Below are 24,254 nucleotides of genomic sequence, written 5' to 3'. Positions count from 1 at the left end.
AGGAGTGCAATGCTGGTCAGTGAGGCGACAAATGTCCGCATTAAAGGCTGTCCCAGAAAGTGCTGAAAGAACTGAACGTATAGCGGTGCGGCTTAAAACCAGAAGACGCCGTCTTCAAGCGCTGTCTGCAGGCTGTCGACCGCCAGCGCCAGCTTCTTGTCGATGACATGCAGATACTGCGTCCAGTCATCGATGTGGTTGACGTCGTCGCGGCCATCCGAAATGCCGCGTAACCCGATCAGTGGAATGTTGAAGCTCTGGCAGGCGCGCAAGATGGCGAAGGTCTCCATGTCGACCATCTGCGCATCGATTGATTGGTAGGCTATGCCTGAGACGACATTCGCCCCGGTCGACAGCGTCGCCGTTGGAATGCCCGGAATGCGCAACGGCAGTTCGACGGAAACCGGCAGGTCGAGAAATGGCGTCTTGCCCTTCTCGAAACCGAAGGCAGAGGCATCCATGTCGCGGTAGGACACGGCCGAGACCTGGTAGATTTCCGCCTGTTCGAGCGTGGCCGATCCGGCCGAGCCGAGCGAAACAACGAGATCCGGCAGGTCGTCGTGGCTCGACAGGCGAGCCAATTCCCTGGTCAGCGCCACGGCGGCTTCGACCGGACCGACGCCGGTCATTAGCGGCGAGATGCGGGTGCGCAGGAAGACGCCATATTCGGCATCCGCCGCCATGACGAAGAGCACGCTTTTGCCAGCGATCGGCTTCATCTCATAGGTCATCCGGAAATGCCCTCGCGACCGCGGATCACCATCATCGTGCTGGTCATCGAGGCGATCAGCTTGGCCGGACCGTCTGTCAGAGCATAGCCGCGTCCGTCTGCAACGATGATGTTGGAGCCGGGCTTGGTGATTTCGCCGCGAAACAGAAAGCGCTCGCCGCGTCCCGGAGACATCAGATTGACCTTGAATTCGATGGTGAGCAGTGAGACTTCGGGCGTGGTCACCGTATAGGCCGCATAGCTGCAGGCGGTATCGAGGGCGGCTGAGATCACGCCGGCATGCAGGAAACCATGCTGCTGGGTCAGCTTGCGGTCATAGTTGAGTTCAATCTCAACGACGCCGGGGCTAACGCTCGACAGCGAAGCCCCAAGCGTTTCCATGGCTCCCTGCCGCGCGAAACTCTGCCGAATCCGTGTTTCCACGGCCTCCTGATCGTAGTCCACCATGCCTTGTCCCCTTCGGCGGCGAAATTGGCACGGTCGTTCCGGGCAGGCAACCCGGCGACCGGCAAATTCAGTTCAGCCAGGCGAGGCTGAGATTGAGAATGCCGGCGAAGGTGACCCAGGCGAGGTAGGGCACGAAGAGCAGGGTCGAGATCCGGTCGATGGGCCTCGCCTTGATCATGAAGGCGATGATCGTCACCAGCATGCCCACGATGACGAGAAGTCCCAGTTCCGGGTTCTGCAGACCGAAGAAGGCGGGCGACCACATCAGGTTGAAGGCCATCTGGGCGAACCAGAGCTGCATGGCCGCCGATTTCGGCGCGCGCTGCCAGATCCGCGCACCCGCCACGCCGATCAGCACGTAAAGCGTCGTCCAGACCGGGCCGAAGAGCCAGGCGGGCGGGTTGAAGAACGGCTTTTCGAGCGACTGGTACCAGTCGCCAGGCGCATTGGTGAGGCCGGCGAGAAGCCCCGCGCCAACGACGAGACCGATAAAGAGGATGTAGCTCAGGATCTTGGACATGCCAGGCATCTAGGGCAATCCTTGCACTTCGGCCAGTCTTTAAAGCCGGATGATATGCTGGTCCCAGGCGACTGGGTTCTTTCGGTCGAGAAAGTCGCCGCGATAGGAGGAGACGGCAAAGCTGGACGGCGAGGGGGCAATGCCTGCCGCATCGGCAAGGGCCGTTTCGGAAATCAGCCGGCCATCCCTGCCGTCCAGAATGGCCCAGAGCCCGTTCTTCGGTGACGCGATGCCGACGAGCCCCTGCGTACGGTTGACCGCGATGGCACCGACATAATTGCCGAGCCGGTCGGTCGTATTGTCGGGCAGTTCGACGAAGGAAATCGGCGCCCCCTCGGTAAAATGCCCGACCAGCGGCGGCCGATCGGTGCGCGGCCCCTCATATTGGCAGGCGAACCAGATCCGACCATCTAGTGCTACATCGAGGTGACGCGTGGAAAGCTGCTTGAGATCCGGCGGCAGCACATGTTTCTCGATCAGCGCGCCTGTCTTGGCATCGGCCAGAACCAGCGAAGGCTCCATATGGTCGAGGTTGAGCTTGGTCCGGCCGAAATCCGGATGGGTCTCGATCCCGCCATTGGCGATGACCAGGAGACCATCTGCCGTGACGGTGATGTCATGCGTGCCGATACCATGGGCCGGAACCTCGCCCACGCGCTCGAAGCCGGGCCTGCAGTCATAGATGCCGATGACGCCGGCATTGGTGTCGAAGTCGTTTTCGCTCGCATAAAAGAGCCGGCCATCGGGCGAGAAGGCGCCGTGACCAAAGTAATGGCGACCTTCGGCCGCTGTCACGATGCGCGGCTCCACACGCCTCTTGGCGTCGAAGACCACGGCAAAGGTGCCGGGCCGGCGGGCGAAGGCGACCGAAAGCCCGTTTGCAGCGCTGTGACAGAGCCCGTGGATACGGCCCGGCAGCGCGATCTCATCGATCAGCGTCCCTTGTTCACTGACGAGGCCGATTGCGAAGGTACCATCTGGACGTTTCAACCCGCTGGCATAGACCGCATCCGTACGCTCAACCGCAAAGGCCGAACGGGGGGCAAGCCCTGCGACGAAAGCGAGGCCTGCGGAACGCAGAAAGACACGGCGATCGATGAGCGGCGTTGCGATCATCTCAGTCGCCGTCGGAAAACGAAAAGCCGGCGGCAAGGCCGATGCCGCCACCGAGATCGTTGTTGAGCCTGAGGATCAGGTCGCGGCTGTTGAGCAGCAGGAAGTCGAGCTTGGCGATCTGCGCCGGATCCTCGAAGACGGCGGCGACATCCGGCTTGATGTCCGCCGACACGCGCGAAAGGGAGCGCGCGACGAAATCCGTAGAGGAGACGACCGAGCGATTGCCCTCGGCCAGAAGCTCCACCATGCCCGAGGTGTCGAGCAGGTCACGCAGACCCTCGATATTGGCGGTGATCGAGCGGAAGGTATTGCCGGAGCGCCAGTAGATCGCCTGACGCGGCAGGGCCTTCTTCGGGTCGCCCTTGTAGAATTGTTCGATGCGCTGGTCGCGGATCGTGTCGGCGGCATGCACGAGCACGCCGAGCAGTTCCTTGGCGGCTTCTGCTTCGTCGCGGTAGAGCGGATTGTTGGGGCCGGGCGTCTTCCAGGCAGCGGCCACACCGTCAGGCGCATCCCAAGCAGCTGTCAGTTCAGAGCCCAGCCGTTCGAGATTGGCCGCGATCGCGGTGCCATACTGGCAGCGGTAGCTGCCTTCGTTCGTCGCGAGCGTCTCCGAGTCGGTGCCGAACAGCACGAATTCGAGCGCGCCAAGCCCCTGCATGGCGACGCTCTTGCCCTTCAGCGTCTCGACCGAGGTCACGGTCGTATCGGGTTTGGCGAGCGCTGCTTGAACTTGCTTCAGCCCGGTGCCTTTTCGATCGGGAAAAAACAGGATGCGCTCGAAGCGGTTGTCGTCGAGAACAGGGCCGACGCGGACGATCTCTATGCGCGACCAGGCCTCGACGAGATTGCCGAAGGCGTTGTGTGCGCCGTCGAGTGTCTCTGCTGACGGAGCGCCGCACAGCGTCTGCATTGCTCCCTGCATGGCAGTGGCCTGTTCGGTGAAGCGCCGATAACCGGGCCGGATGAAGTCGTCGACCGCGCGCGCCATCACGCTCGGTACCTTGACGACGTCAAGAGTGCCGACGGTCGGAGCCGTTTCCTGCGCCAGGACGGGCAAGGGCAGGAGAACCGCGGAGAGAAGCGCAAGGTGTGTGAGAAATCGCATCAGAGAGACTCCAGAAACGTGATCAGGGCCTTGCGGTCCTCGGGATTGGCGGCGGCAAAGGCTTTGCGGGCCGCTTCTGCCTCCCCGCCGTGCCAGAGAATGGCCTCGGTCAGGTTTCGCGCCCGCCCGTCATGCAGGAAGAAGCTGTGGCCACTGACCACCTGCGTCAGACCGATACCCCAGAGCGGTGGCGTGCGCCACTCCCGCCCGGTGGCATCGCCTACGGCCTGACCGTCGGCAAGTCCTTCGCCCATGTCGTGCAGCAGGAAATCGGAATAGGGCCAGATCAGCTGAAAGGCCTGTGCCTTGTTCTCAGCCTTGCGGCTGGTGACGAATTTCGGCCGATGGCAGGCGATGCAGTCGCTGGCGTAGAAGATCTCCTTGCCGCGCAGCACTTGGGCATCGTCCACGTCACGCCGCTTCGGAACGGCGAGGTTCTTCGCATAGAAGGTCACGAGTTCGAGGACCGGATCGGGGGCTTCAGTATCGCCCAGTCTGGGTTGGACGCCGGTGGCTGCCTCGAAGCAGGCGGTCTGCTTCTCGGTGCAATCGCCGAAATGCCTGATATCGTCAGGCGTTGAAATACCGATGTCGCCGGCGAATGCGCTGGAACTCTGGTCGCGCACCGAGGCGTTCTGTGCCTTCCAGCCGAAACGGCCAAGCTTGATCTCGCCGGTCCGGTGGTCGCGGGCTCGTTGCGCCTTGCCGGAAATGCCGTCTCCATCCAGGTCATCGGGATCGGCGAGTGCCCGGATGTCTTCCTCAGGGATCGCTTCGATCAGGCCGAGCCCGATCATCGGATTGGCAATGCGCGGGGAGAGTGTCGTGGTCGGATCGAGCGGGCCGTAGTTGAGGTCGCTGACGGAATAGCTGGGGCGGCGCAGCGTCACCGTCTCGCCGCCGGACAGGTTCACGGTTTGCTCGACATAGGTGATGGCCATGCGGCCTTCAGCAGCCATACCCGGGATCGCCTGATCCTGCAGCTGGCCGCCATAGACAGGGTCGGGCAGCGAGGCGGCGTCCAGCCGATCGAGCTTCGCCTGTTCTTCCGTCGTGGCGGCAGGGCGCGCCAGCCGGAAGAACATCGAGGTATGATCGCGATCACCCTCCGGCGGATGGCCGCGACCATCCTTCAGGTGACAGCTCTGGCAGGCCCGTGCGTTGAACAGAGGGCCCAATCCATCGGAGGCCTGGGTGGAAGAGGGGGAGGAGACCCAGAGCTTGCGGAAGAGCGCATTGCCGAGCTTGAACTCTTCTTCTTCGGCAAAGGTTATATTGGCGGAGAAATCGGAAAACGAATCCGCACTCACGCCGCGCGGAGATGTGCCGGCACCACCCTGCATCAGCTCAAAGCCTTCGGCCTTGCTGAAATCCTCGGTCGGTCGCGTGACGCTGGCAACCCGCGCCTTGTCCTTGGGAGTGAGATCCGACCGTTCTGCCGCTTCTCCGGCTAGGAGGACGGACGCGGCCAGGCTAGTGATCAGGAATGCGCCGAGACCGGCTGAAATGGCCCGGATTCTTGTCATGGGACGGATCGGGTCGTCCGTGATCCGGACGACCCGCCTTTGCTGCTTACTGGAAGACGGCCTCAGGACTATCAAGGCTGTCGGAACCTTCAAGCTCGATCGTGCCGAGGTCCAGCGACGCAATGACGCGCTGGATGGTCTGGGTCTGATCAACAAGGCCGTCGATGGCGGCCTGCACGGTGGCATTGCCCTCGGCATTGCCTTCGCCGATCATCTGGTCATAGGCTTCCGTAGTCTTGGCGCGCTCGGCCATCGTGTTCATGGCGGCAAGTGTCGTGTCGAGCTTGCCCTTCATTTCCGTATCCAGCGCCTGATCCTTGGCGGCAACCAGTTCCGACAGCGATGGGCCAGTCATCTTCGTGCCGTCGACGCGCGTGTATTCGCCGGTATAGGCAGACGCGATGCCGATGGCATCGTTGAGGTGCGAGGCATGCGTATTGTCGGAGAAGCAATCATGCTCCTCTTCCGGATCATGCAAGAGCACGCCGAGCTTCATGCGCTCGCCGGCAAGTTCGCCATAGGACAGCGAACCCATGCCGGTCAGGATCGCGGAAATGCCCTTCTGCTCGTCGGCGAGGACGGCCTTCGTCGCTTCGCCTTCAGGCGCCCAGGCCACGACCATCTCTTCGAGGTCCTGCACCAGCAGCGTCGAGGCAGCCTTCAGATAGGCGGCGCGACGGTCGCAATTGCCATTGGTGCAATTGGCGGTGTCATAGTCGGTATAGGGCCGGTTGCCGGCGCCGGGCCCCGTGCCGTTCAGATCCTGGCCCCAAAGCAGGAATTCGATGGCATGATAGCCGGTCGCGACATTGGCTTCGACTTCGCCGGCTTCATGCAGGGTTTCGGCGAGGAATTCCGGCGTGATCTCGGAGGCGTCGACCTCTTCGCCGTTGATCTTGATCTTCGGATTGGCAATCACATTGGCCACATAGAGCGAATTGCCGTCGCTTTCGGTGCCGTAAGCAGCATCGACATAGTCGATCAGGCCTTCGTCCAGCGGCCAGGCATTCACCTTGCCTTCCCAATCATCGACGATCGGGTTGCCGAAGCGATAGACTTCTGTCTGCTGATAGGGGACGCGGGCGGCGATCCAGGCTTCGCGGGCAGCCTTCAGCGTCTCTTCGCTTGGCTTTGCGATCAGCGCATCAATGGCCGCATCGAGCGCCTTGGCGGTCGAGAGCGCGTCATCGAACTTCGCATGGGCAAGCTCTGCATAGTGCGTCAGCACGTCCTTTGGCGCAGGTGCTGCGATCGCAGGGCCGGTAAAGATCGCAGCCGTTGTGACGAGCAGCGCGACAGACGCGCCGATGACGGATTTCCGGATCATGGTGTCTCCCTTCGGCGCCGACTGGGCGCCTCGATACAATCGGACGGCCATGTCTTCGCGCAAAAAGAAACTGGTGTCAAACAGTCGAGTATACGAAGCGCTCGCTGGAATTGACGATGGTCAAATCACGTCGGGCGACGGCGCATCCGGCAGAAAAAGAAGCCGTCTGTGTCCATGCTGGCGGGGCTGAGCGTCACTGTCTTGCCATCCGTTGACCGCGGCTTTGGAGCCGAGCCGCCGAAAAGGCGCGTCCAGTCTTCCAGGACCGAGACGATCTCGAAGCTCGGATTGGCCTCGCAGAAGGCCTGGACCTGACGGTCATTTTCTTCCGGCAGCACCGAACAGGTGACATAGAGCAGGGAGCCATTCGGCTTGACGAAGGTCGAGGCCTCGGTGAGGGCTTCCTGCTGCTGCGTCATGCGTTCCTGCAGGTTCCGGTCGGTCAGGCGCCACTTGGTGTCGGGGCGGCGCCGCCAGGTGCCAGTACCGGTGCAGGGTGCGTCGACCAGCACCTGGTCGCAGCGCTCTTTCAGGCTCGCCAGCCCCTTGGTGCTGTCATGGACCTGGACGTTATGGGTACCGGCACGCTTCAGCCGCTCGATGATCGGCGCCAGCCGCTTGCGGTCGGCGTCATAGGCATGCACCTGGCCCTTGTTGTTCATGGCCGCCGCCATGGCGAGCGTCTTGCCGCCACCGCCTGCGCAGAAATCGAGAACCTGATCGCCTTCGCGCGGTGTCACGAGATCGGCGACGATCTGTGAACCCTCGTCCTGAACCTCGAACCAGCCCTTCTGGAAGCTGAGTTCTGCCGTAACGTTCGGCAGGCGCGAGGGGCCTTCGCCAGCCGGAACGCGCATACCGAAACGCGCGATCGGCGAGGCCTTGGCGCCGGAGCGATCGAGCGCCTTCAGCACCTTGTCCCGGTTGGCCTTCAGCGTGTTGACGCGCAAATCGAGAGTCGGACGGGTGGCGAGCGCCTTCGCTTCGGCCAGCCAGTCGTCGCCGAAGGCTTCTTCGAACGAGGGCTGCACCCAGTCGGGAATGTCACCCTGGACATGGAGGGGAGCATCGGAATGATCGCGGCTGGTAAAGGCATGGATCTGGCTTTCGGAGAGGGCCGCGGGCGCAAAATTATCGCCTTCGAGTTCCGCCTGCAGTGTCTCGAGGCTCATGCCCCACTGACGCAACAGAACGGCCCAGCCGAGCGCGTGTGCGCTGTCGTCATCCATCAGCCAAGCATGGGAAAGCTTCATGCGCAGGGCATCATAAACGATGTTGCCGATGGCCGCCCGATCGCCGGAACCGGCGAAACGATGCGAAAGGCCCCAATCCTTGAGGGCATCGGCAACGGGACGGCGACGGGTTTCGATATCGCTCAAAACTTCGATCGCACCGGCAAGACGGCCGCCCAGGCGCATGGTCATTCTCCTCTGAAAGAAGAGAGCGTGGTAACGGCGATCAGGGGCAAGAGCAAGCGCCTAAAACCCGACGGACCAATCGCCGCTCCCGAACTTGGATGTCTTAGCTGATGATCTCGTAGCAGACCTTGGCATGGCCCGAGCGGATCATGCCGATGTTCTGGGCCGCGGCCTTGGAAAGGTCGAGCACACGGCCGCGGATGAAGGGGCCGCGATCGTTGATACGGACGACGACGCTCTTGCCGCTTCGTGCATTGGTGACCTTCACCTTCGTGCCGAAGGGCAGGGTTTTGTGGGCCGCCGTCAGTCTCGTCGGGTTCATGCGCTCGCCGGAAGCCGTCTTCGATGTCAGCGCGTACCAGGAGGCGCCACCGCAGGACGACTTTGCATTTGCACTCTGGGGTGCGAAAGCAAAGAGTGCAGCAATAGTTGCAGCGGCGAAAGCAGAGCGGCGGTTGATGATCAAGATGTACGTCCCTAGTCGTTGACACGAGCAATTTGTTGCGTGCCGACGCCTAAGCAGGGTGAAAAATGGCAAAAACGTGCCTTGATTCAATCACGAAAAGTTACAGCGATTAATATTCGTGATAATCGATCACAGAATCTTAATCTTACCAAAATATGAATTCTGCGGAAAAATCGTTTGATTCCAAGAGTCTTTCTGGAATGAAAAACTCAGGCCGATGCCTGAAGTGCCGTTCACGGAATCGTGGAAGAAAAATTTTGCTCGTCCGCCATATTTGCTGCCCGAAATGTGGTGCGAAGGGGGCGGATGCCCGGAAATCCCGGCGGTTTCAGGCTGTCGGGCGCAAAGTTTGACCCGATAAACGCCCATTCAGGCCCTCCGGTTCCATGTGCTGGAGGCAAGTAGATCGGCCAGTGACATCATGTAATTCGGGTACTGGAAGTTGAAACCCAGATGCTTGATCTTGGCATTCGAGACGCGCTTGTTTTCGCCATAAAAGGAGCGCGCCATCGGCGTCAGCTCTGCCGTCTCAAAGGCCTGCTCAGGCGGCGCTTCCATGTCCATCAACCTGGCCGCCTCGGTCACCACGTCCTGCGGCGGGGAGGGCATGTCGTCGGTAACGTTGAAGATCCCGCCCGTTTTCGGAGCGGCCAGAAAGGCCGTGGCTGCGGCGATGTCCTCGACGCGGATGCGGTTGAACACCTGGTCCTTTTTCACGAGGCGGCGGGCCGTTCCGTTGGTGAGGTTCATGAACGTGTTGCGGCCAGGACCATAGATGCCGGAGAGCCGCAGGATCGCGAGCGGCAGGTTGTCCCGGGCCGCGACCACCTGCCAGGCCTGCTCGGCCTCCACGCGTTCGACCGAGCGCACCGAAACCGGTTTCAATTCCGTCTCCTCGTTGACCCAGGCGCCGTGGTGATCACCATAGACTCCGACGGTCGAAAGATAGGCGATCCATTCGAGCTTCGGCATGACAGCCTTGATGCCAGCCTGGCCGCAGAGCCGGATCAGTGGGTCGCCCTCGCTGCCGGGCGCAATCGACTGGACGAGATGCGTGGTCTCGGAAAGCTCGGCGGTGAGTTCTGGTGAGAGGCTCGTGCCGTCAAAGACGAAATGTCGGATGCCGGCCTCTTCGAGCGCCTTTCTTTTTTCGGCACTGCGCGTCGTGCCGGCGACCGAGGCGCCCTGATCGGCGAGCAACTGACCGATGGCCTTGCCCGAATAGCCGGCTCCGAAAATCATCAAGCGCATGCGTCAGTTCTCCGTCATCCATTCCTGTCGGACATGCTCGTCCGTTTCCGTCGTCAAATGCGCTCTCTTCAGAGAGGCGAAGCGATCTGCCGGCAAAAGGCGGGACAGCGCCCAGGCCGCCATGCCTCGCACATCAGAAGAGCCGTCCGTCAGCAGCCTTTCACAGGCCGGCGCGAGATCAAGTGAGCCGGAATTGCCGGCCGCAATCAGCACGTTGCGCACGAAACGGTCCCGCCCGATGCGCTTGACCGGCGAGCCGCTGAAATAGGTGCGAAAGCTCGGGTCGTCCAGCGTCAGGAAGAAGGCGATCTCGGGCGCCTTCAGGTCCTCGCGGGCGACAAGCTTCATCTCGCGGGCGGCTGCGGCAAACTTGTTCCACGGACAGGCCGCGAGACAGTCGTCGCAGCCATAGATGCGGTTGCCGAAAGCGGGGCGCAGCGCCCGGTCGATCGGGCCCTTGTGCTCGATTGTGAGGTAAGAGATGCAGCGCCGCGCATCGATCTGGTAGGGTGCCGGAAAGGCGTCTGTCGGACAGGCGTCGAGACAGGAGCGGCAGGAGCCGCAATGGTCGCGCTCGGGGGCGTCGATCTCAAGCTCCGCCGTGGTGAACAGGCTGCCGAGAAAGAGCCAGGAGCCGAAGTCGCGGCTGACAAGATTGGTGTGTTTGCCCTGCCAGCCGAGACCGGCTGACGCCGCGAGCGGCTTTTCCATGACAGGCGCGGTATCGACGAAGACCTTCACGTCTTCGCCCGCATGCGCGGCAAAGCGCGTCGCCACTTCCTTGAGGCGCCCCTTGATGACGTCATGATAATCGCGGTTGCGAGCATAGACGGAAATCGCCGCCTTCTCCGGCTGCGCCTGCAGCAGGCGCGGATCCTCGTTCGGGCCATAATTCATGCCGAACATGACGATGGAGCGCACCTCGGACCAGAGCACACGTGGATCAGCGCGGCGCTCCTTAGTTTCCTCCATCCAGTTCATGGTGCCGTGCCGGCCGGCTTCAAGAAAGCTCGCAAGCCGGGCCGGTGCTTCGGGAATGGCGTTCGGCAGCGTGATGCGACAGAGATCGAAGCCTTGGGCATAGGCCTCGTGGCGCAGAAACTGCGTAAGATCTGCCCGCCGCTTCCGGATCTTCGGATCGATCTGCGGCTCGTCCATGACAGCAACCGTCAGAAGTCGAGGTCGGCGTAGTGCGACACCGGCGTGATGCCGCGCACGCGTTCGGTCAAGAGCGGGCGGAAGGACGGTCGCGACTTGATGCGCTGATACCATTCCTTGGCGACCGGGAACTCGTTCCAGTCGATCTCGCCGAGGTAGTCGAGCACGGAGACGGCAGCAGCGGCAGAAAGATCCGCATAGCTCAAGCGCTCACCGGCGATCCACTGGCGTGAGCCGGAGAGCCAGGTCAGATACTTCATGTGATGGCGGATGTTGGAACGCGCTGTGCGCAGGACCTTGGAATCGGGTGCGCCGCCGCCGAGCCCGTTCGGAATGATCAGCTTGTGCACGCGCTCGCGCACCAGCGGCTTCGTGACATCCTGCTCCATCTTCTGCAGGAACCATTCCGTCAGCCGGCGAATTTCCGCGCGCTGGAACGGGTCTTCGGCGAAGAGTCGCCGGTCGCGCTTCAACACGCCATGCGTCTCGTCAATGAACTCGGAAATGATGGTCGGACCGCAGAGTGCCCGCATATTGTCATCGACATAGACGGGCAGCGTGCCTGCGGGATTGAAGGCGAGGAATTCCTTGCGCTTCTCCCAGGTCTGTTCCTCCACCAGATCCGTCTGGAAGCCGTATTCGGACAATACCAGTCGAATGAAACGGGACGCGGTGGACATCGTGTGATGGTACAGGGTCGGCATCGGGACTCGGATTCTCGGATTTTTCAGTGGCCGCAACGCAGGCTGTCGAAGCGGCTGGTCATCAGCGCGGCTTCCAAGCTATAGGGTTTCGGCCCCGGCAATACAAGCAAATCACTTTGCCTTCCCCCCTGAAGGAGACCTCATGGAAGATCAATCGATTATCAGCGCGCTCGTCCTCGGCCTCATCGAGGGCCTGACCGAGTTCGTGCCGGTATCCTCCACCGCCCATGTCCTACTTGCGGGCCATTTCCTCGGCTTCGAATCGCCTGGCAACACCTTTGCAGTGTTGATCCAACTGGGGGCGATCCTCGCGATCCTCAGCGTCTATTTCGCCAAGCTCTTGGGGATCGCGCTCTCGCTGCCAACGAGTGCCGAAAGCCGTCGCTTTGTCGGCGCTGTCCTTCTGGGCTTTCTGCCCGCTGCCGTCATTGGTGTTGTTGCCCATGACTTCATCAAGACGGTTCTCTTCGAGACGCCTATGCTGATCTGCGTGGTGCTGATCCTCGGCGGCTTCGTGCTGCTGTGGATCGACCGGCTGCCGCTCAAGCCGAAGTACCACGACGTCACCGAATATCCGCTGTCACTCGCCTTGAAGATCGGCTTTTGCCAGTGCCTGGCGATGATTCCCGGCACGTCGCGCTCGGGCGCAACGATCGTCGGCGCTCTGCTGCTCGGCGCCGACAAGCGTTCGGCGGCAGAATTTTCCTTCTTCCTCGCCATGCCGACCATGCTCGGCGCCTTCACGCTGGATCTCTACAAGAACCGCAACGCGCTGACCGTTGATGACACAATGATCATCGCGATCGGCTTCGTGGCAGCCTTCGTCTCGGCGCTGTTTGTCGTGCGGGGGCTTTTGAATTTCATCTCGAAGCGGGGCTATGCGCCCTTCGCCTGGTGGCGGATCGCCATCGGCACGCTCGGTATCCTCGGGCTGCTGCTGGTCGGCTGAAGCCGGCCGAGCCGAGACAAGAAAAAAGGCTGTCCCGAGGGGCAGCCTTTTCATTTGCAGAAATCAGTTGGCCGACGGAATGGACGCCGTCGAGCAGGGGTCGATGCCATAGGCGGGCGAGCAATTGTCCTTGCGAGCGGCGACCGTGGTCGGCGCGACAAAGGAACCAGCGATGATAACCAGTGCCGCACTTGCGAAGAACAGTGCGATGGACTTGCCCATGGAATGCCTCTTGAGACTGACTGAAATGAAGGGCCGGCAATCGTTGCCGCCCGGCCGCTGGGGCCAGTCTTTACGCATTGCCACGATTGCCATCAATAGGCGAACTTGCTTTATCCGCGGTTAACGCAGGTCTTCATGCGGCTGCGTCTTTTGTGCAACTGCGTTCCAGGTTGAAGGCGTGAAAGCGAGAGTTCGGGCGGCCTCAGGCCGCCTTACCGGTCCCTGTGTACTGGCCATGCACGCGGTACTGCACGAGATAGGTCGGCAGGATTGCGGCCATGGTCACAGGCTGGATGCCGAGGCCTTCCAGCGTGCGCCCTTCGGCCTTCGCGGCGGCCGAAACGACATTGTCCTTCTTCAAAAGCTTGACCTGGTCGCTGGTGAGCGGCGGCGTGATCAGCGGCACGGCAGAGGCGATGCTGCCGATCAGCGAGGCGATGCCGAAAGGCAGGGTCACCAGCGCACGCTTGCGGCCGACGATTTCCAGCATCATCTCAAGACACTGCTTGAAGCTCGCAACATCGCGGCCACCGAGTTCGTAGATCTTGCCGCGGGCGATCGAGCCGTCGACGGCACGCGCCACGACTTCGGCGACGTCACCGACATAGACAGGCTGGAACTTGGTCTTGCCACCACCGACGAGCGGCAGGGCAGGAGCGATGCGGGCCATGGCTGCAAACTTGTTGAAGAAGCCGTCTTCCGGGCCGAAGACGATCGACGGACGCAGGATGATCGCGTCGGGCAGGATCGACTGGACGGCGGCTTCCGCACGGCCCTTGGTCGCGGCATAGACGGAGTCGGACTTCGCATCTGCGCCGATCGCCGAAACATGCGTCAGCGTCGCGCCGACCGAACGGGCGGCTTCGGCCACAGCGCGGGCACCAAAATCCTGGACCGCGTCGAAGCCGTTGCGGCCGCTTTCGAACAGGATACCGACGCAGTTGACGACATGGTCGGCGCCCTGAACGGCGGCATCGACTGACGAGCGATAGCGCAGATTGGCCTGGACGAAGGAGATCTGGCCGACATTGCCGAGCGGTTGCAGGAAGCCTGCGAGATCAGGGCGGCGAACGGCAACACGGATACGGTAGCCGCGCTTGGCGAGTGCCCTGACGACATGCCGTCCGACGAAACCCGAGCCCCCGAAGACGGTGACGAGCGGCGGAAGGTTGGACAAGGTCATGGACGGCTCCCCTGAACTATCTGGGCGCACACGATATGCGCGATCTGGCCTCTCTTAACCGAATCGTCTGGCGGGGGAAAGGCCCGTCAAGGCCTCTTCCGCGGGACATTCGGCCTCAGGGGGAGCGGGCGATCAAACGCCCTCGACGACCACCATCTCCGCATCGGCCACTTCCTGGCGGATCTTCGCGGCGATCTGGTATTCCGGCGAGTTGTAGCAATCGACGGCGGCCTGATGCGAGGGGAACTCGATCACCACATTGCGGGACCGGGCCTGGCCTTCGAGCTGAGTATGAGCGCCGCCACGGGCGAGAAAGGTCGCGCCATATTTCTCGAAGGCCGGCTTTGCGGCGGCGACATAATCCTTGTAGCGCTCCGCATCGCGGATATCGACGCGTGCGATCCAGTATCCCTTGGCCATGACGTCCTCCCGATTTGTCTTTGATTATGCCTGCTTGGCCATCGCCTCGTCCATCTCGGCGAGGATCGCAAGCGCTGCCGCCTTTGGATCCTCGGCCTTGACGATCGGGCGGGCGACGACGAGGTGGCTCGATCCGGCCGCAATAGCGTCCGACGGTGTCATCACGCGCTTCTGGTCACCCTTGTCGGCGCCTGCCGGGCGGATGCCGGGGGTGACGATCGCCAGTTTCGGCCCGACGATTCCGCGCACGGCCGACGCCTCTTCCGCCGAGCAGACGATCCCGCCCATGCCGGCGATGCGCGCCTGTTCGGCCCGTTTCAGCACGAGCGTATGCGGATCATATTCGTAGCCGGCATCGGTCAGGTCCTGTTCGTCCATGGACGTCAGCACGGTGACGCCGAGCAGGCAGAGGCCAGAGCCCTCAGCCGCCTTGACGGCAGCCGCCATGGCCTTGGGATAAGCATGCAGCGTCAGCATGGTCATGCCCATGCGCGCAATGTTCTCGACCGCAGACGCCACCGTGTTGTCGATGTCCAGCAGCTTCATGTCGAGGAAGACCTGCTTGCCCTCTCTCGCCAGATCGCGCGCAAATTCCAATCCACCGGCAAAGGCCAGCTGATAACCGATCTTGTAGAAGGAGATGCTGTCGCCGAGCGTGGAAACGACCCGCTCGGCTTCCTGGACGGTCGGAACATCCAGTCCGACGATGAGACGGTGACGTGCGCTCAAGACAAAGACTCCTGCCAGATCTCCATGACCCGTCCACTCGCATGCCGCGCGTCAAATCGCAAGCATGACAAGGGCAGGGGGATCGACGATCCCCCGTTCTCCGCAAAAGTGGGCGCTCAGGCCTTGCGGTAGATCCAGAGCTGGGCCGGCGGGATGTTGCGCACGACGAAGTCGAAATGCTGGATGTGGTAGCGATCGGGCTTGGCGATGATCGGCGACACCGGGCCGTAGGTAATCTGCACCACGGGGCGCCCTTCCGGGATGCGGGACAGCAGATCCTCGAGCAGCTGGATGCGCGCTTCCATCGGGAAGCTCAGCATCGGTACGGCTGATATCACGCAGTCGAAGGTTCTGTCGGCGAGGTCGCCGAGGATGTTCTTGAGGTCGAAGGCATCGCCATGGATGAAGTTGACGCCCGCATAATCCTCGACGAGTCGGCGGTAGAAATCCTCGGAATATTCGACGGAAACGATCTTGTCGGCCGGAACGCCGCGCGCCAGGATCTGCTTGGTGATGACCCCGGTGCCGGGGCCAAGCTCGAGCACAGGCAAGCCGGACTTCGGCTCGATGACACTCGCCATGCGCTTTGCGGTCACGGACGACGTCGGCACGATCGCGCCGACGAGCTTTGGACCCTGCATCATGCCCTTGAAGAACCGGATTTCCTCGTCGAATTTCTTCTCGAACCGTTCCTTCAATCGGATGGCCATGATCGTCCCTCTTCTTGTTGCTGCTCGATTGCTGCGAGCCGAATGCGACAATTTTGGGCCAAGTTGTCGCAAACGCAAGAAAGAATGACGCAAGTGGGCAAAATTCCTGTCTGAGCCCGGCGCGCGTTACACGCGCATCGGCATCAGGACATAGAGGGCGTCGGCGCCGGCGGTGTCGCGAATGAGTGTCGGAGAGCCGGCATCGGCAAGCAGGAAGATCGCATCGTCGCCGGAAAGCTGGGCGGTGATGTCGAGGAGATATTTGGCGTTGAAGCCGATCTCCATTGCGTCGCTTTCATAGCCCACGGCGACTTCTTCCGTCGCACTTCCCGAATCCGGGTTGTTGACGGTCAGCATCAACTGGCCGTCGGCGAGCGCCAGCTTCACGGCGCGGCCACGCTCAGACGAAATCGTTGAGACGCGGTCGACGGCGCGGGCAAAGGTCTGGCAATCAACCCGCATTTCCTTGTCGTTCGCCTGCGGGATAACGCGCTGATAGTCCGGGAAGGTGCCGTCGATGAGCTTGGAGGTCAGAACGACCGAGCCAATGGAGAGGCGGATCTTGGAATCCGAGATCTCGATGCCGATGGTGAGATCCGGATTATCGATGAGCTTCTGCAGCTCTCCGACCGTCTTGCGCGGAATGATGATGCCGGGCATGCCTTCCGAGCCCGAGGGGGCATCGACATCGGCGCGGGCGAGACGATGGCCGTCGGTGGCAACGGCGCGCAGCTTCAAAGCACCGCCCGCCTCGATCGTGTGCAGGAAAATTCCGTTCAGGTAGTAGCGGGTCTCTTCTGTCGAGATCGCAAACTGGGTGCGATCGATCAGCATCTTGAAATCGGATGCCTTCATCTTGAAGGAATGGGTGAAGGTGCCGGCGGTGAGGTCCGGGAAGTCCGACTGCGGCAGGCACTGCAGCGAGAACTTCGAGCGGCCGGAAGCGACCGTCATCGTGCCGCCATCCGGGTTCGTGGCGAGCAGAACCTCGGAACCGTCGGGCAGCTTGCGCACGATTTCATAGAGCAGATGCGCAGGAACGGTTGTGGCACCCGCCTGCTCGACCATGGCCGGCGTGCCTTCGGTGATCTCAAGGTCGAGGTCCGTCGCCTTCATGTCCAGTTCGGCGCCTTCGGCCTTCAGCAGCACATTCGACAGGATCGGGATCGTGTTGCGACGCTCGACCACGCGATGCACGTGATTGAGGGACTTGAGGAGATTGGACCGTTCAAGAGTTATACGCATGGGATGCTACCGCTTTCGACGTGTCGTCTTCCGGAGTTCCGGATCGGAAAATAGGGGCCGGGCAGTCCCCGGGCCGGACGATGTGGACGGGCAAAATGGCAGTAAATCAGCGGGAAAAGCAAGAGGCTCCAAGGTTTTCCACGTTCGTCCCACGCCAAGGTTATCGGAATGGTTTATGGGCCGGGCACCCTTGCCGCGAGCATGGGGCTGGAGGATAAAGGCCGCATGACAACAGAAGACAAGAATGCCGCCACTGCGCAGACTTCCAAGCGCTATCGCCTCAACGACACGCCGATTGCGGCGCGGCCGCTGGAGCCCGCGCTTTATCTGGTCGCAACCCCGATCGGCAATCTCGGCGATATTACCATCCGCGCGCTGGAAACGCTTGCCGGTGCCGATGTGCTCGCCTGCGAGGATACAAGGGTTACCCGCGTCCTGCTCGACCGTTACGGGATCGAGAACCGGCCTTACGCCTATCACGAATACAATGCAGAAGAGGCAGGTGCCCGACTGCTGACCGCCCTCGAAGCCGGCAAGTCCGTCGCCCTCGTCTCGGATGCCGGAACACCGCTCGTCTCCGACCCAGGTTATCGCCTCGGCCAGCGGGCGATCGAAGCTGGCCACCGTGTGGTGCCGATCCCAGGCGCTTCCGCACCGCTCGCTGCTCTCGTGGGCTCCGGCCTGCCGAACGACGCTTTCCTGTTTGCCGGTTTCCTGCCTACTAAAGACAAGGCGAAGCGGGACCGACTTCGCGAACTCGCCAAGGTGCCCGCGACGCTGATCTTCTTCGAGTCCCCGCACCGGATCGCGGATACGCTTGTCGCGGCGGCCGATGAACTGGGCAAGGATCGGCCGGCCTCCGTCTGCCGCGAATTGACCAAAACCTTCGAGGAATTCCGCCGAGGTCCCCTGGGCGATCTCGCCAGCGACTATGCCGACAAGACGGTCAAGGGCGAGATCGTGCTCGTCATCGGCCCACCCGCTCCCGACGCTGCGCCCGATGCAGCCGATGTCGATATCCTGCTCGCCGAGCTATCGACCACCATGCCGACAGCCAAGGCCGCGACCGAGGCCGCAAAGCTGACCGGCCTGCCGCGCAAGGAGCTCTACCAGCGCCTGCTGGAACTCAAGGGGGCCGCATGAAGCCCAGAGGCGCGGATCGAAAACGTATCCGCGCCGAAAGGCTGGGCCGCTGGTCGGAATACCGCGCGGCACTCGCTCTGCTTCTGAAAGGCTACCGGATCGTGGCGCTCCGCTACAAGACGAAAGCCGGCGAAGTGGACATTATCGCCCGTCGCGGTGATCTCGTCATTTTCGTCGAAGTGAAAGCGCGAAAAGATCTGCGTTCAGGCGTCGATGCGGTCAGCTACGCGGCCGAGCGACGCATTGCCAATGCCGCAGATCATTGGCTTCGCAGGCAATCCGATGCAACACGGCTGTCACTTCGGCATGATATCATCGTCGTGCGGCCATGGCGCTGGCCGGTCCATTTCGAGGGCGCATTTTAGCTTCGTTTCACTTTCGAACCGCAAGTAATGAAACCTTCGTTTTGTGACAGCTCTGACACAAAACTTTCAAGTCGCTGTCATGGAGCGGCCCTAATGGAGCCCTCACCGCAACAACCGGTGGAGAGGATCTATCCCATGATCAAGAAGATTTCCCTGGCCGCTCTGGCCCTGACCATGACTGCATCGACGACGCTTGCCGCGACCAACATCACCTGGTGGCACGGCATGGGCGGCCGCAACGGCGAAGTGATCAACGAGATCGCCCAGAAGTTCAACGAAGCCCAGAGCGAATGCGCTCTGACGCCCGTCTCCAAGGGCTCGTATGAAGAAGCCCTGTCAGCCGGCATCGCCGCCTTCCGTTCGGGCGAGCAGCCGAACATCCTGCAGGTCTTCGATGCCGGTGCCGCCACGATCATCAACGCCAAGGGCGCGACCATCGCAGCCGAAGACCTCCTGAAGGACAACGGTTTCGAATTCAACCGCGAAGCCTTCATCGAAGGTGTCCGCTATTTCTACGCCGATAGCGAAGGCAAGTTCGTCGGCATGCCGTTCAACTCTTCGGCGCCGATCATGTACATCAACGACGAAGCCCTGCAGAAGGCCGGCGTCGAAGCCCCGAAGACCTGGGAAGAGTTCGAAGCCATCGCGCCGAAGCTGAAAGAGGCCGGCTTCATCCCGCTCGTCCAGTCGCAGCTCACCTGGCAGTTCACCGAGAACTTCTTCTCGCGCAACAACATCCAGTTCGCTTCGAACAACAACGGCTATGACAGCATCGTCGACACGACGATCAACGTCACCGACGAAAACCACGTCATGATGTATGACAAGCTGAAGGCCTGGTACGATCAGGGCCTGTTCGGCTACTACGGCGCTGCCTGGAACGACAACCAGAAGGTCTTCGAAGAAGGCAAGGCCGCTCTCTGGATCGGTTCTTCGGGCTCCTTTGGCGGCCTGCAGAAGACCGCGACCATGCCCTTCTCGGCAACCTTCCTGCCTTACTGGAACTCGATTGAAGGCGCTGGCGTCCACTCCTTCATCGGTGGCGCTGCCCTCTTCGCGATGGCTGGCAAGTCGGCTGAAGAAAACAAGTGCTCGGCCTCGTTCTTCAACTTCCTGACCTCGACCGAAGTCCAGAAATTCTATCACCAGGCCACCGGCTACGTCGCCATCACCAACGCCGCTTACGAGCTGTCGAAGTCGGAAGGCTACTACAACGAAAAGCCGGCCGCCGAAGTCGGCATCCAGCAGCTGCAGCTGCCGACCGCCGAGTGGAACAAGGGCTATCGCCTTGGCTTCTACCCGCAGATCCGCGCCGTGATGGAGCGCGAATACAACCGCCTCTTCGCGGGTGAGACGACGGCCAAGGACGCCATGGAAACGATCAAGAAGGAAGCCGACGAGCTTCTCGCCCGCTTCGCCAAGACGGCTGGCTGATCATTTCTGAAACTTGATTGGGACCCGGGGGCGACAAGCTCCCGGGACTTGCATTGAGAGGGCTCCATGAAGCGCGTCCAGTTCAACTCGCGATACCTGCCGTATCTGTTCCTGCTGCCGCAGTTCGCGATCATTTCGATTTTCTTCTACTGGCCCTCGATGCAGGCGATAACCTCGTCCTTCTATATCGAGGATCCCTTCGGTTTCGGTTCGAGCTTCGTCGGTGCCGCCAACTATACCGATGCGCTTAACTCCTCGGAATATCAGCGGATTGCCCGCTTCACGATCGGCTACAGCCTGATCGTCACTTTCCTCGCGCTTTCGATCGGCATGCTGCTCGCTCTGAAGGCCGATGCGGTGATCCGCGGCAAGTCGGCCTACAAAACGCTGCTTATCATCGTCTATGCCATCGCCCCGCCGGTCGCCGGCCTGATCGGCATGATGATCTTCGACCAGCATATCGGCCCCTTCGTGAAATTCGCCGCCTTGTTCGGCTGGGAGATGAAGGTCGGCCTCAATTACTTCGACACGGCCTTTGCCATGGTGGTCGTCGCCGTCTGGAATCAGATCCCCTATAATTTCATCTTCTTTCTCTCTGGCCTCCAGGGCATTCCGGCCTCCATCCGTGAGGCAGCCGCCATCGACTGCAAGTCCGGCACGCGCCGCTTCTGGACAGTGATCCTGCCGCTGCTCACCCCAACCGCCTTCTTCCTCCTGGTCATCAACATGACCTATTCGCTCTTCGACACCTTCGGCGTCATCGACGTCATCGTGAAGGACAAGGCGGCGAACAACCCGATTACGCTGGTCTACAAGGTCTATCTCGACGGCTTCCGCGGCAACGATCTCGGCTCGTCTTCGGCCCAGTCGGTCATCCTGATGCTGGTCGTCCTCGTGCTGACCATGATCCAGTTCCGCTTCATCGAACGCCGCGTCCACTACGGTTGAGGAGAGCGCCATGTACCGCACCAAATTCTTCGATCACCTGATCCTGATGGCCGGCGTAATTTTCATGCTCGGGCCGCTGGTCGTCGCCTTCACCACCTCGACCCATTCGGCAGCCGAAATCCACACCAATGGCCTGATGCTGTCGATCGGCGATGATTTCACCGAGACATATGACAAGGTGCTCTTCAAGTCCGGCGGCTTCACCGGCCAGGTGACGGGGCTGACCATGGCGATGAACTCGCTGGTCCTGGGGCTCGGGTTCGCTATCGGCAAGATCGTGCTCTCGATGCTCGCGGCCTATGCCATCGTCTATTTCCGCTTTCGTTTTGCGACCCTGGCCTTCTGGTTGATCTTCACCACGCTGCTCCTGCCGCTCGAAGTGCGCATCATGCCGACCTACAAGGTAATGAGCGACCTCTCGCTCCTGAACAGCTATCAAGGCCTGATCCTGCCGCTCCTCGCATCCGCGACCGGCACCTTCTTCTTCCGGCAGTTCTTCAAGTCGGTGCCGGACGAACTTCTGGAGGCAGCACGCATCGACGGCGCCGGTCCATTCAAATTCTTCATCGACGTGCTGGTGCCGCTGTCGCGCACCATGATCGCCGCCGTCTTCATCATCATGTTCGTCTATGGCTGGAACCAGTATCTCTGGCCCATGCTCATGACCACCGACGAGCGCTTTTACACCCTGATGCGCGGCATCAAGCAGATCCTGCAGGTCTGGGTCGGATCGCAGATCCCCGATTACAACGAAGCCTTTGCCATGGCCGTGCTCGCACTGCTGCCACCCGTCATTGTGGTGGTGGTGTTCCAGAGCTGGTTCATCAAGGGCCTCACCGAAACCGACAAGTAAAGAGAGGAGCGCCCTATGGCTTCCATCGATATCAACGAGGTCTGCAAGATCTACGACAAGGGCGGCGCCAAGGCCGTCGACACCGTCGACATCCAGATCGAGGACGGTGAGTTCATCGTGCTCGTCGGTCCCTCCGGCTGCGGCAAGTCCACGCTGCTGCGCATGGTGGCAGGGCTGGAGGAGATCTCCCAAGGCACGATCTCGATCGGCGACCGTGTCGTCAACGAAGTCGAGCCGGCCGATCGCGACATCGCCATGGTCTTCCAGAACTATGCGCTCTATCCGCACATGACCGTCTACGACAATCTCGCTTACGGCCTGAAGAACCGGGGCACACCGAAAACGGAAATTGCCGAGCGCGTCGCGGAAGCCGCGAAAATGCTGGAGATCGAGAAATACCTCGACCGCAAGCCCCGCGCGCTTTCAGGCGGCCAGCGGCAGCGCGTTGCCATGGGCCGCGCGATCGTCCGCAAGCCCGCCGTCTTCCTCTTCGACGAGCCGCTCTCCAACCTCGACGCCAAGCTGCGCGTGACGATGCGCGGCGAGATCCGCAAGCTGCAGAAGCGGCTGAAGACGACCGCGATCTACGTCACCCATGACCAGCTGGAAGCGATGACGCTTGCCGACCGCTTGGTGGTCCTGAACGGTGGCCGCATCGAACAGATCGGCACGCCGCTCGAGGTCTACAACCGTCCTGCCTCCACCTTCGTCGCGAGCTTTATCGGCTCCCCGGCCATGAACCTCGTGGATGCCCGCGTCGAAGGCGGACAGCTGTTCTTCGCGGATGCCGCGCTCCCGATCGACGGCGCCTGGTCGGACGGTCCGGTCAGTCTCGGAATGCGCGCCGAGGATCTCGTTCTGACCCATGATGACGATGCCCAGTTTTCACTCACCATCGACTATGTCGAGGAACTCGGTGCCCAGCGTCTGGTGCATGGTCTGGTCGAGGGCCAGCCGCTCACTGCAGTCGTCGCCTCGCATGTCGAGTTGAGCGAACGTCTTTCGCTGCGCATCTCCCCGTCCAAGCTGCATGTCTTCTCCGCCGATACCGGGCGCCGGCTGGATGCGGGCCGTACAGTTGAAGACGAGCAGCCTGTCGCGCAGGAGACCGAGCGGGTCTTCGCCTGAGCGTCCGGGCTTCACCGTCGCTTCAGCAAAATTCAAGGTCGGCGGCGTTGCCTTCGCGCGGCGCGCCGCCTAAATCTGCTGGGCAATCGCAGGGGATAGCTCATGGCCAATATCAGAAACGTCGCCGTCCAAATGGATCACGTATCCACGATCAACATCGCGGGTGATAGCACCTTCGCCATGAGCATCGAGGCGCAGAACCGCGGCTACAAGCTCTTCCACTACACGCCCGACCGGCTTTCCATGCGCGACGGCAAGGTCTTCGCAACCGTCGAGCCCATGGAGCTGCGCGACGTCAAGGGTGACCACTACACCCTCGGCGCGCCGGAGCGCGTCGACCTTTCGACCATGGATGTCATCCTCCTGCGTCAGGATCCGCCTTTCGACATGGCCTACATCACTTCGACGCATCTGCTCGAGCGCATCCATCCGAAGACGCTTGTCGTCAACGATCCGGCCTGGGTGCGCAATTCGCCGGAGAAGATCTTCGTTACCGAATTCGCCGACCTGATGCCGCCAACGCTCATCACCAAGGATCCCGCCGAGATCGCCCGGTTCCGGGAGGAGCAGGGCGACATCATTCTGAAGCCGCTTTACGGCAATGGCGGCGCGGGCGTCTTCCACTCGACCCGCGACGACCGCAACTTCTCCTCGCTGATGGAAATGTTCGGCCAGATGTTTCGCGAACCCTTCATCGCGCAAGGCTACCTGCCGGCCGTGCGCAAGGGCGACAAGCGTATCATCCTCGTCGATGGCGAGCCTGTCGGCGCGATCAACCGCGTTCCTGCCGAACACGATGCGCGCTCCAACATGCATGCCGGCGGCAGACCGGAACCGACCGAGCTTACCGCGCGCGAGCGGGAAATCTGCGCCCGCATCGGTCTTGCTCTCCGCGAGCGCGGCTTTCTGCTCGTCGGCATCGACGTGATCGGCGACTACATGACCGAAATCAACGTGACGTCGCCCACCGGACTTCGTGAGGTGAAGAAGTTCGGCGGTGCGGATATCGCAGCCCTCCTCTGGGATGCGATCGAACGCAAGCGCGCCTAACCCGCTGAATCCTTTTCGGAAGTTCGGTTGCCGTTCCGGTCGTTCAACCGGATGCAACCCTGCGCCTATCTGCAGGTGCAGATGTTCCGCAAATGTTCTTGCGC

Annotated in this window: 27 protein-coding genes; 8 read left to right on the top strand and 19 right to left on the bottom strand. The window is 61.6% G+C overall.

Annotation, left to right across the window (positions count from 1 at the left end):
- Window positions 1-92: 92 nt before the first annotated feature.
- From QWE_RS05150 to QWE_RS05095, 13 genes are all read right to left on the bottom strand, one after another.
- Entirely contained in the window at window positions 93-731 is a 639-nt protein-coding gene (locus QWE_RS05150) for a 5'-methylthioadenosine/S-adenosylhomocysteine nucleosidase (RefSeq protein WP_006725031.1), read from the bottom strand.
- Complete coding sequence (locus QWE_RS05145; RefSeq protein WP_006725030.1) at window positions 728-1,177, bottom strand: PaaI family thioesterase; 450 nt, start codon at window positions 1,175-1,177, stop codon at window positions 728-730. Before QWE_RS05145 ends, QWE_RS05150 begins: the two co-directional genes overlap by 4 nt.
- Before the next feature lie 67 nt (window positions 1,178-1,244).
- A complete protein-coding gene (locus QWE_RS05140) occupies window positions 1,245-1,697 on the bottom strand; it encodes a TspO/MBR family protein (protein ID WP_040299616.1) in 453 nt (150 codons plus the stop codon).
- A gap of 39 nt (window positions 1,698-1,736) precedes the next feature.
- Entirely contained in the window at window positions 1,737-2,813 is a 1,077-nt protein-coding gene (locus QWE_RS05135) for a DUF1513 domain-containing protein (RefSeq protein ID WP_040299560.1), read from the bottom strand.
- A gap of 1 nt (window position 2,814) precedes the next feature.
- Window positions 2,815-3,921 carry an imelysin family protein gene (locus tag QWE_RS05130; protein WP_006725027.1) on the bottom strand — a complete coding sequence of 369 codons (1,107 nt, stop codon included), beginning with the start codon at window positions 3,919-3,921 and terminating at the stop codon, window positions 2,815-2,817.
- A complete protein-coding gene (locus QWE_RS05125) occupies window positions 3,921-5,447 on the bottom strand; it encodes a di-heme oxidoreductase family protein (protein ID WP_006725026.1) in 1,527 nt (508 codons plus the stop codon). Before QWE_RS05125 ends, QWE_RS05130 begins: the two co-directional genes overlap by 1 nt.
- A gap of 46 nt (window positions 5,448-5,493) precedes the next feature.
- Window positions 5,494-6,774 (bottom strand): imelysin family protein, encoded by a 1,281-nt coding sequence (locus tag QWE_RS05120; protein ID WP_006725025.1) that lies wholly within the window; start codon window positions 6,772-6,774, stop codon window positions 5,494-5,496.
- Between the two features lie 125 nt (window positions 6,775-6,899).
- Window positions 6,900-8,192, bottom strand: a complete 1,293-nt coding sequence (locus tag QWE_RS05115) for an RsmB/NOP family class I SAM-dependent RNA methyltransferase (protein WP_006725024.1) — start codon at window positions 8,190-8,192, stop codon at window positions 6,900-6,902.
- A 103-nt stretch (window positions 8,193-8,295) separates the two neighbouring features.
- Window positions 8,296-8,658 (bottom strand): septal ring lytic transglycosylase RlpA family protein, encoded by a 363-nt coding sequence (locus QWE_RS05110; RefSeq protein ID WP_006725023.1) that lies wholly within the window; start codon window positions 8,656-8,658, stop codon window positions 8,296-8,298.
- A gap of 129 nt (window positions 8,659-8,787) precedes the next feature.
- A complete protein-coding gene (locus QWE_RS25210; protein ID WP_157790672.1) occupies window positions 8,788-9,027 on the bottom strand; it encodes a hypothetical protein in 240 nt (79 codons plus the stop codon).
- The gene (locus tag QWE_RS05105) at window positions 9,028-9,909 is read right to left on the bottom strand and encodes an SDR family oxidoreductase (protein ID WP_006725022.1); all 882 of its coding nucleotides are present in this window, start codon (window positions 9,907-9,909) and stop codon (window positions 9,028-9,030) included. It abuts the gene before it with no gap.
- A 3-nt stretch (window positions 9,910-9,912) separates the two neighbouring features.
- Window positions 9,913-11,067, bottom strand: coding sequence for a tRNA epoxyqueuosine(34) reductase QueG (gene queG, locus QWE_RS05100; protein ID WP_006725021.1), 1,155 nt, complete (start codon window positions 11,065-11,067; stop codon window positions 9,913-9,915).
- A gap of 11 nt (window positions 11,068-11,078) precedes the next feature.
- Window positions 11,079-11,771: a glutathione S-transferase family protein gene (locus tag QWE_RS05095; protein WP_006725020.1), complete on the bottom strand. Its 693-nt coding sequence runs from the start codon at window positions 11,769-11,771 to the stop codon at window positions 11,079-11,081.
- Window positions 11,772-11,913: 142 nt separating this feature from the next.
- Here QWE_RS05095 and QWE_RS05090 point away from each other — a divergent pair, with 142 nt between their 5' ends.
- Window positions 11,914-12,720, top strand: coding sequence for an undecaprenyl-diphosphate phosphatase (locus QWE_RS05090; protein ID WP_006725019.1), 807 nt, complete (start codon window positions 11,914-11,916; stop codon window positions 12,718-12,720).
- 63 nt (window positions 12,721-12,783) lie between these two features.
- Here QWE_RS05090 and QWE_RS25450 read toward each other — a convergent pair whose 3' ends face one another.
- The 6 genes from QWE_RS25450 to dnaN all read right to left on the bottom strand — a co-directional run bounded on the left by QWE_RS25450 (window position 12,784) and on the right by dnaN (window position 17,229).
- The gene (locus QWE_RS25450; RefSeq protein ID WP_006725018.1) at window positions 12,784-12,942 is read right to left on the bottom strand and encodes a hypothetical protein; all 159 of its coding nucleotides are present in this window, start codon (window positions 12,940-12,942) and stop codon (window positions 12,784-12,786) included.
- Between the two features lie 202 nt (window positions 12,943-13,144).
- Window positions 13,145-14,125 carry a complex I NDUFA9 subunit family protein gene (locus QWE_RS05080; protein WP_006725017.1) on the bottom strand — a complete coding sequence of 327 codons (981 nt, stop codon included), beginning with the start codon at window positions 14,123-14,125 and terminating at the stop codon, window positions 13,145-13,147.
- A gap of 132 nt (window positions 14,126-14,257) precedes the next feature.
- Window positions 14,258-14,545, bottom strand: coding sequence for a DUF1330 domain-containing protein (locus QWE_RS05075; protein ID WP_006725016.1), 288 nt, complete (start codon window positions 14,543-14,545; stop codon window positions 14,258-14,260).
- Between the two features lie 24 nt (window positions 14,546-14,569).
- Entirely contained in the window at window positions 14,570-15,274 is a 705-nt protein-coding gene (gene pyrF, locus QWE_RS05070; protein ID WP_006725015.1) for an orotidine-5'-phosphate decarboxylase, read from the bottom strand.
- A gap of 116 nt (window positions 15,275-15,390) precedes the next feature.
- Window positions 15,391-15,984, bottom strand: a complete 594-nt coding sequence (pmtA, locus tag QWE_RS05065; RefSeq protein WP_006725014.1) for a phospholipid N-methyltransferase PmtA — start codon at window positions 15,982-15,984, stop codon at window positions 15,391-15,393.
- 126 nt (window positions 15,985-16,110) lie between these two features.
- Window positions 16,111-17,229 (bottom strand): DNA polymerase III subunit beta, encoded by a 1,119-nt coding sequence (gene dnaN, locus QWE_RS05060; RefSeq protein ID WP_006725013.1) that lies wholly within the window; start codon window positions 17,227-17,229, stop codon window positions 16,111-16,113.
- Window positions 17,230-17,454: 225 nt separating this feature from the next.
- On the opposite strand from dnaN, the gene rsmI reads away from it, so the two are divergent.
- The 7 genes from rsmI (at window position 17,455) to gshB (ending at window position 24,150) form a co-directional block, all read left to right on the top strand.
- Window positions 17,455-18,372, top strand: a complete 918-nt coding sequence (gene rsmI / locus QWE_RS05055; RefSeq protein ID WP_006725012.1) for a 16S rRNA (cytidine(1402)-2'-O)-methyltransferase — start codon at window positions 17,455-17,457, stop codon at window positions 18,370-18,372.
- A complete protein-coding gene (locus QWE_RS05050) occupies window positions 18,369-18,737 on the top strand; it encodes a YraN family protein (protein ID WP_006725011.1) in 369 nt (122 codons plus the stop codon). Before rsmI ends, QWE_RS05050 begins: the two co-directional genes overlap by 4 nt.
- A 135-nt stretch (window positions 18,738-18,872) precedes the next feature.
- Window positions 18,873-20,171 carry an extracellular solute-binding protein gene (locus QWE_RS05045; RefSeq protein ID WP_006725010.1) on the top strand — a complete coding sequence of 433 codons (1,299 nt, stop codon included), beginning with the start codon at window positions 18,873-18,875 and terminating at the stop codon, window positions 20,169-20,171.
- 66 nt (window positions 20,172-20,237) lie between these two features.
- On the top strand, window positions 20,238-21,119 hold the full coding sequence (locus QWE_RS05040) for an ABC transporter permease subunit (protein WP_006725009.1): 882 nt from the start codon (window positions 20,238-20,240) through the stop codon (window positions 21,117-21,119).
- 10 nt (window positions 21,120-21,129) lie between these two features.
- Window positions 21,130-21,972 carry a sn-glycerol-3-phosphate ABC transporter permease UgpE gene (gene ugpE, locus QWE_RS05035; RefSeq protein WP_006725008.1) on the top strand — a complete coding sequence of 281 codons (843 nt, stop codon included), beginning with the start codon at window positions 21,130-21,132 and terminating at the stop codon, window positions 21,970-21,972.
- A gap of 15 nt (window positions 21,973-21,987) precedes the next feature.
- Window positions 21,988-23,100 (top strand): sn-glycerol-3-phosphate import ATP-binding protein UgpC, encoded by a 1,113-nt coding sequence (locus tag QWE_RS05030; RefSeq protein WP_006725007.1) that lies wholly within the window; start codon window positions 21,988-21,990, stop codon window positions 23,098-23,100.
- A gap of 102 nt (window positions 23,101-23,202) precedes the next feature.
- The gene (gshB, locus tag QWE_RS05025; protein ID WP_006725006.1) at window positions 23,203-24,150 is read left to right on the top strand and encodes a glutathione synthase; all 948 of its coding nucleotides are present in this window, start codon (window positions 23,203-23,205) and stop codon (window positions 24,148-24,150) included.
- Window positions 24,151-24,254: the final 104 nt, after the last annotated feature.

Source organism: Agrobacterium albertimagni AOL15, from assembly GCF_000300855.1.
GTDB classification, from domain to species: domain Bacteria; phylum Pseudomonadota; class Alphaproteobacteria; order Rhizobiales; family Rhizobiaceae; genus Allorhizobium; species Allorhizobium albertimagni.
This window is presented reverse-complemented; position numbering and strand designations above follow the sequence as displayed.

Bases quoted from the DNA above. Each gene is read 5' to 3' on its own strand.
- QWE_RS05150 (WP_006725031.1), bottom strand. From the start codon at position 731: ATGACCTATGAGATGAAGCCGATCGCTGGCAAAAGCGTGCTCTTCGTC.
- QWE_RS05145 (WP_006725030.1), bottom strand. From the start codon at position 1,177: ATGGTGGACTACGATCAGGAGGCCGTGGAAACACGGATTCGGCAGAGT.
- QWE_RS05140 (WP_040299616.1), bottom strand. From the start codon at position 1,697: ATGTCCAAGATCCTGAGCTACATCCTCTTTATCGGTCTCGTCGTTGGC.
- QWE_RS05135 (WP_040299560.1), bottom strand. From the start codon at position 2,813: ATGATCGCAACGCCGCTCATCGATCGCCGTGTCTTTCTGCGTTCCGCA.
- QWE_RS05130 (WP_006725027.1), bottom strand. From the start codon at position 3,921: ATGCGATTTCTCACACACCTTGCGCTTCTCTCCGCGGTTCTCCTGCCC.
- QWE_RS05125 (WP_006725026.1), bottom strand. From the start codon at position 5,447: ATGACAAGAATCCGGGCCATTTCAGCCGGTCTCGGCGCATTCCTGATC.
- QWE_RS05120 (WP_006725025.1), bottom strand. From the start codon at position 6,774: ATGATCCGGAAATCCGTCATCGGCGCGTCTGTCGCGCTGCTCGTCACA.
- QWE_RS05115 (WP_006725024.1), bottom strand. From the start codon at position 8,192: ATGCGCCTGGGCGGCCGTCTTGCCGGTGCGATCGAAGTTTTGAGCGAT.
- QWE_RS25210 (WP_157790672.1), bottom strand. From the start codon at position 9,027: ATGGGCGTTTATCGGGTCAAACTTTGCGCCCGACAGCCTGAAACCGCC.
- QWE_RS05105 (WP_006725022.1), bottom strand. From the start codon at position 9,909: ATGCGCTTGATGATTTTCGGAGCCGGCTATTCGGGCAAGGCCATCGGT.
- queG (WP_006725021.1), bottom strand. From the start codon at position 11,067: ATGGACGAGCCGCAGATCGATCCGAAGATCCGGAAGCGGCGGGCAGAT.
- QWE_RS05095 (WP_006725020.1), bottom strand. From the start codon at position 11,771: ATGCCGACCCTGTACCATCACACGATGTCCACCGCGTCCCGTTTCATT.
- QWE_RS05090 (WP_006725019.1), top strand. From the start codon at position 11,914: ATGGAAGATCAATCGATTATCAGCGCGCTCGTCCTCGGCCTCATCGAG.
- QWE_RS25450 (WP_006725018.1), bottom strand. From the start codon at position 12,942: ATGGGCAAGTCCATCGCACTGTTCTTCGCAAGTGCGGCACTGGTTATC.
- QWE_RS05080 (WP_006725017.1), bottom strand. From the start codon at position 14,125: ATGACCTTGTCCAACCTTCCGCCGCTCGTCACCGTCTTCGGGGGCTCG.
- QWE_RS05075 (WP_006725016.1), bottom strand. From the start codon at position 14,545: ATGGCCAAGGGATACTGGATCGCACGCGTCGATATCCGCGATGCGGAG.
- pmtA (WP_006725014.1), bottom strand. From the start codon at position 15,984: ATGGCCATCCGATTGAAGGAACGGTTCGAGAAGAAATTCGACGAGGAA.
- dnaN (WP_006725013.1), bottom strand. From the start codon at position 17,229: ATGCGTATAACTCTTGAACGGTCCAATCTCCTCAAGTCCCTCAATCAC.
- rsmI (WP_006725012.1), top strand. From the start codon at position 17,455: ATGACAACAGAAGACAAGAATGCCGCCACTGCGCAGACTTCCAAGCGC.
- QWE_RS05050 (WP_006725011.1), top strand. From the start codon at position 18,369: ATGAAGCCCAGAGGCGCGGATCGAAAACGTATCCGCGCCGAAAGGCTG.
- QWE_RS05045 (WP_006725010.1), top strand. From the start codon at position 18,873: ATGATCAAGAAGATTTCCCTGGCCGCTCTGGCCCTGACCATGACTGCA.
- QWE_RS05040 (WP_006725009.1), top strand. From the start codon at position 20,238: ATGAAGCGCGTCCAGTTCAACTCGCGATACCTGCCGTATCTGTTCCTG.
- ugpE (WP_006725008.1), top strand. From the start codon at position 21,130: ATGTACCGCACCAAATTCTTCGATCACCTGATCCTGATGGCCGGCGTA.
- QWE_RS05030 (WP_006725007.1), top strand. From the start codon at position 21,988: ATGGCTTCCATCGATATCAACGAGGTCTGCAAGATCTACGACAAGGGC.
- gshB (WP_006725006.1), top strand. From the start codon at position 23,203: ATGGCCAATATCAGAAACGTCGCCGTCCAAATGGATCACGTATCCACG.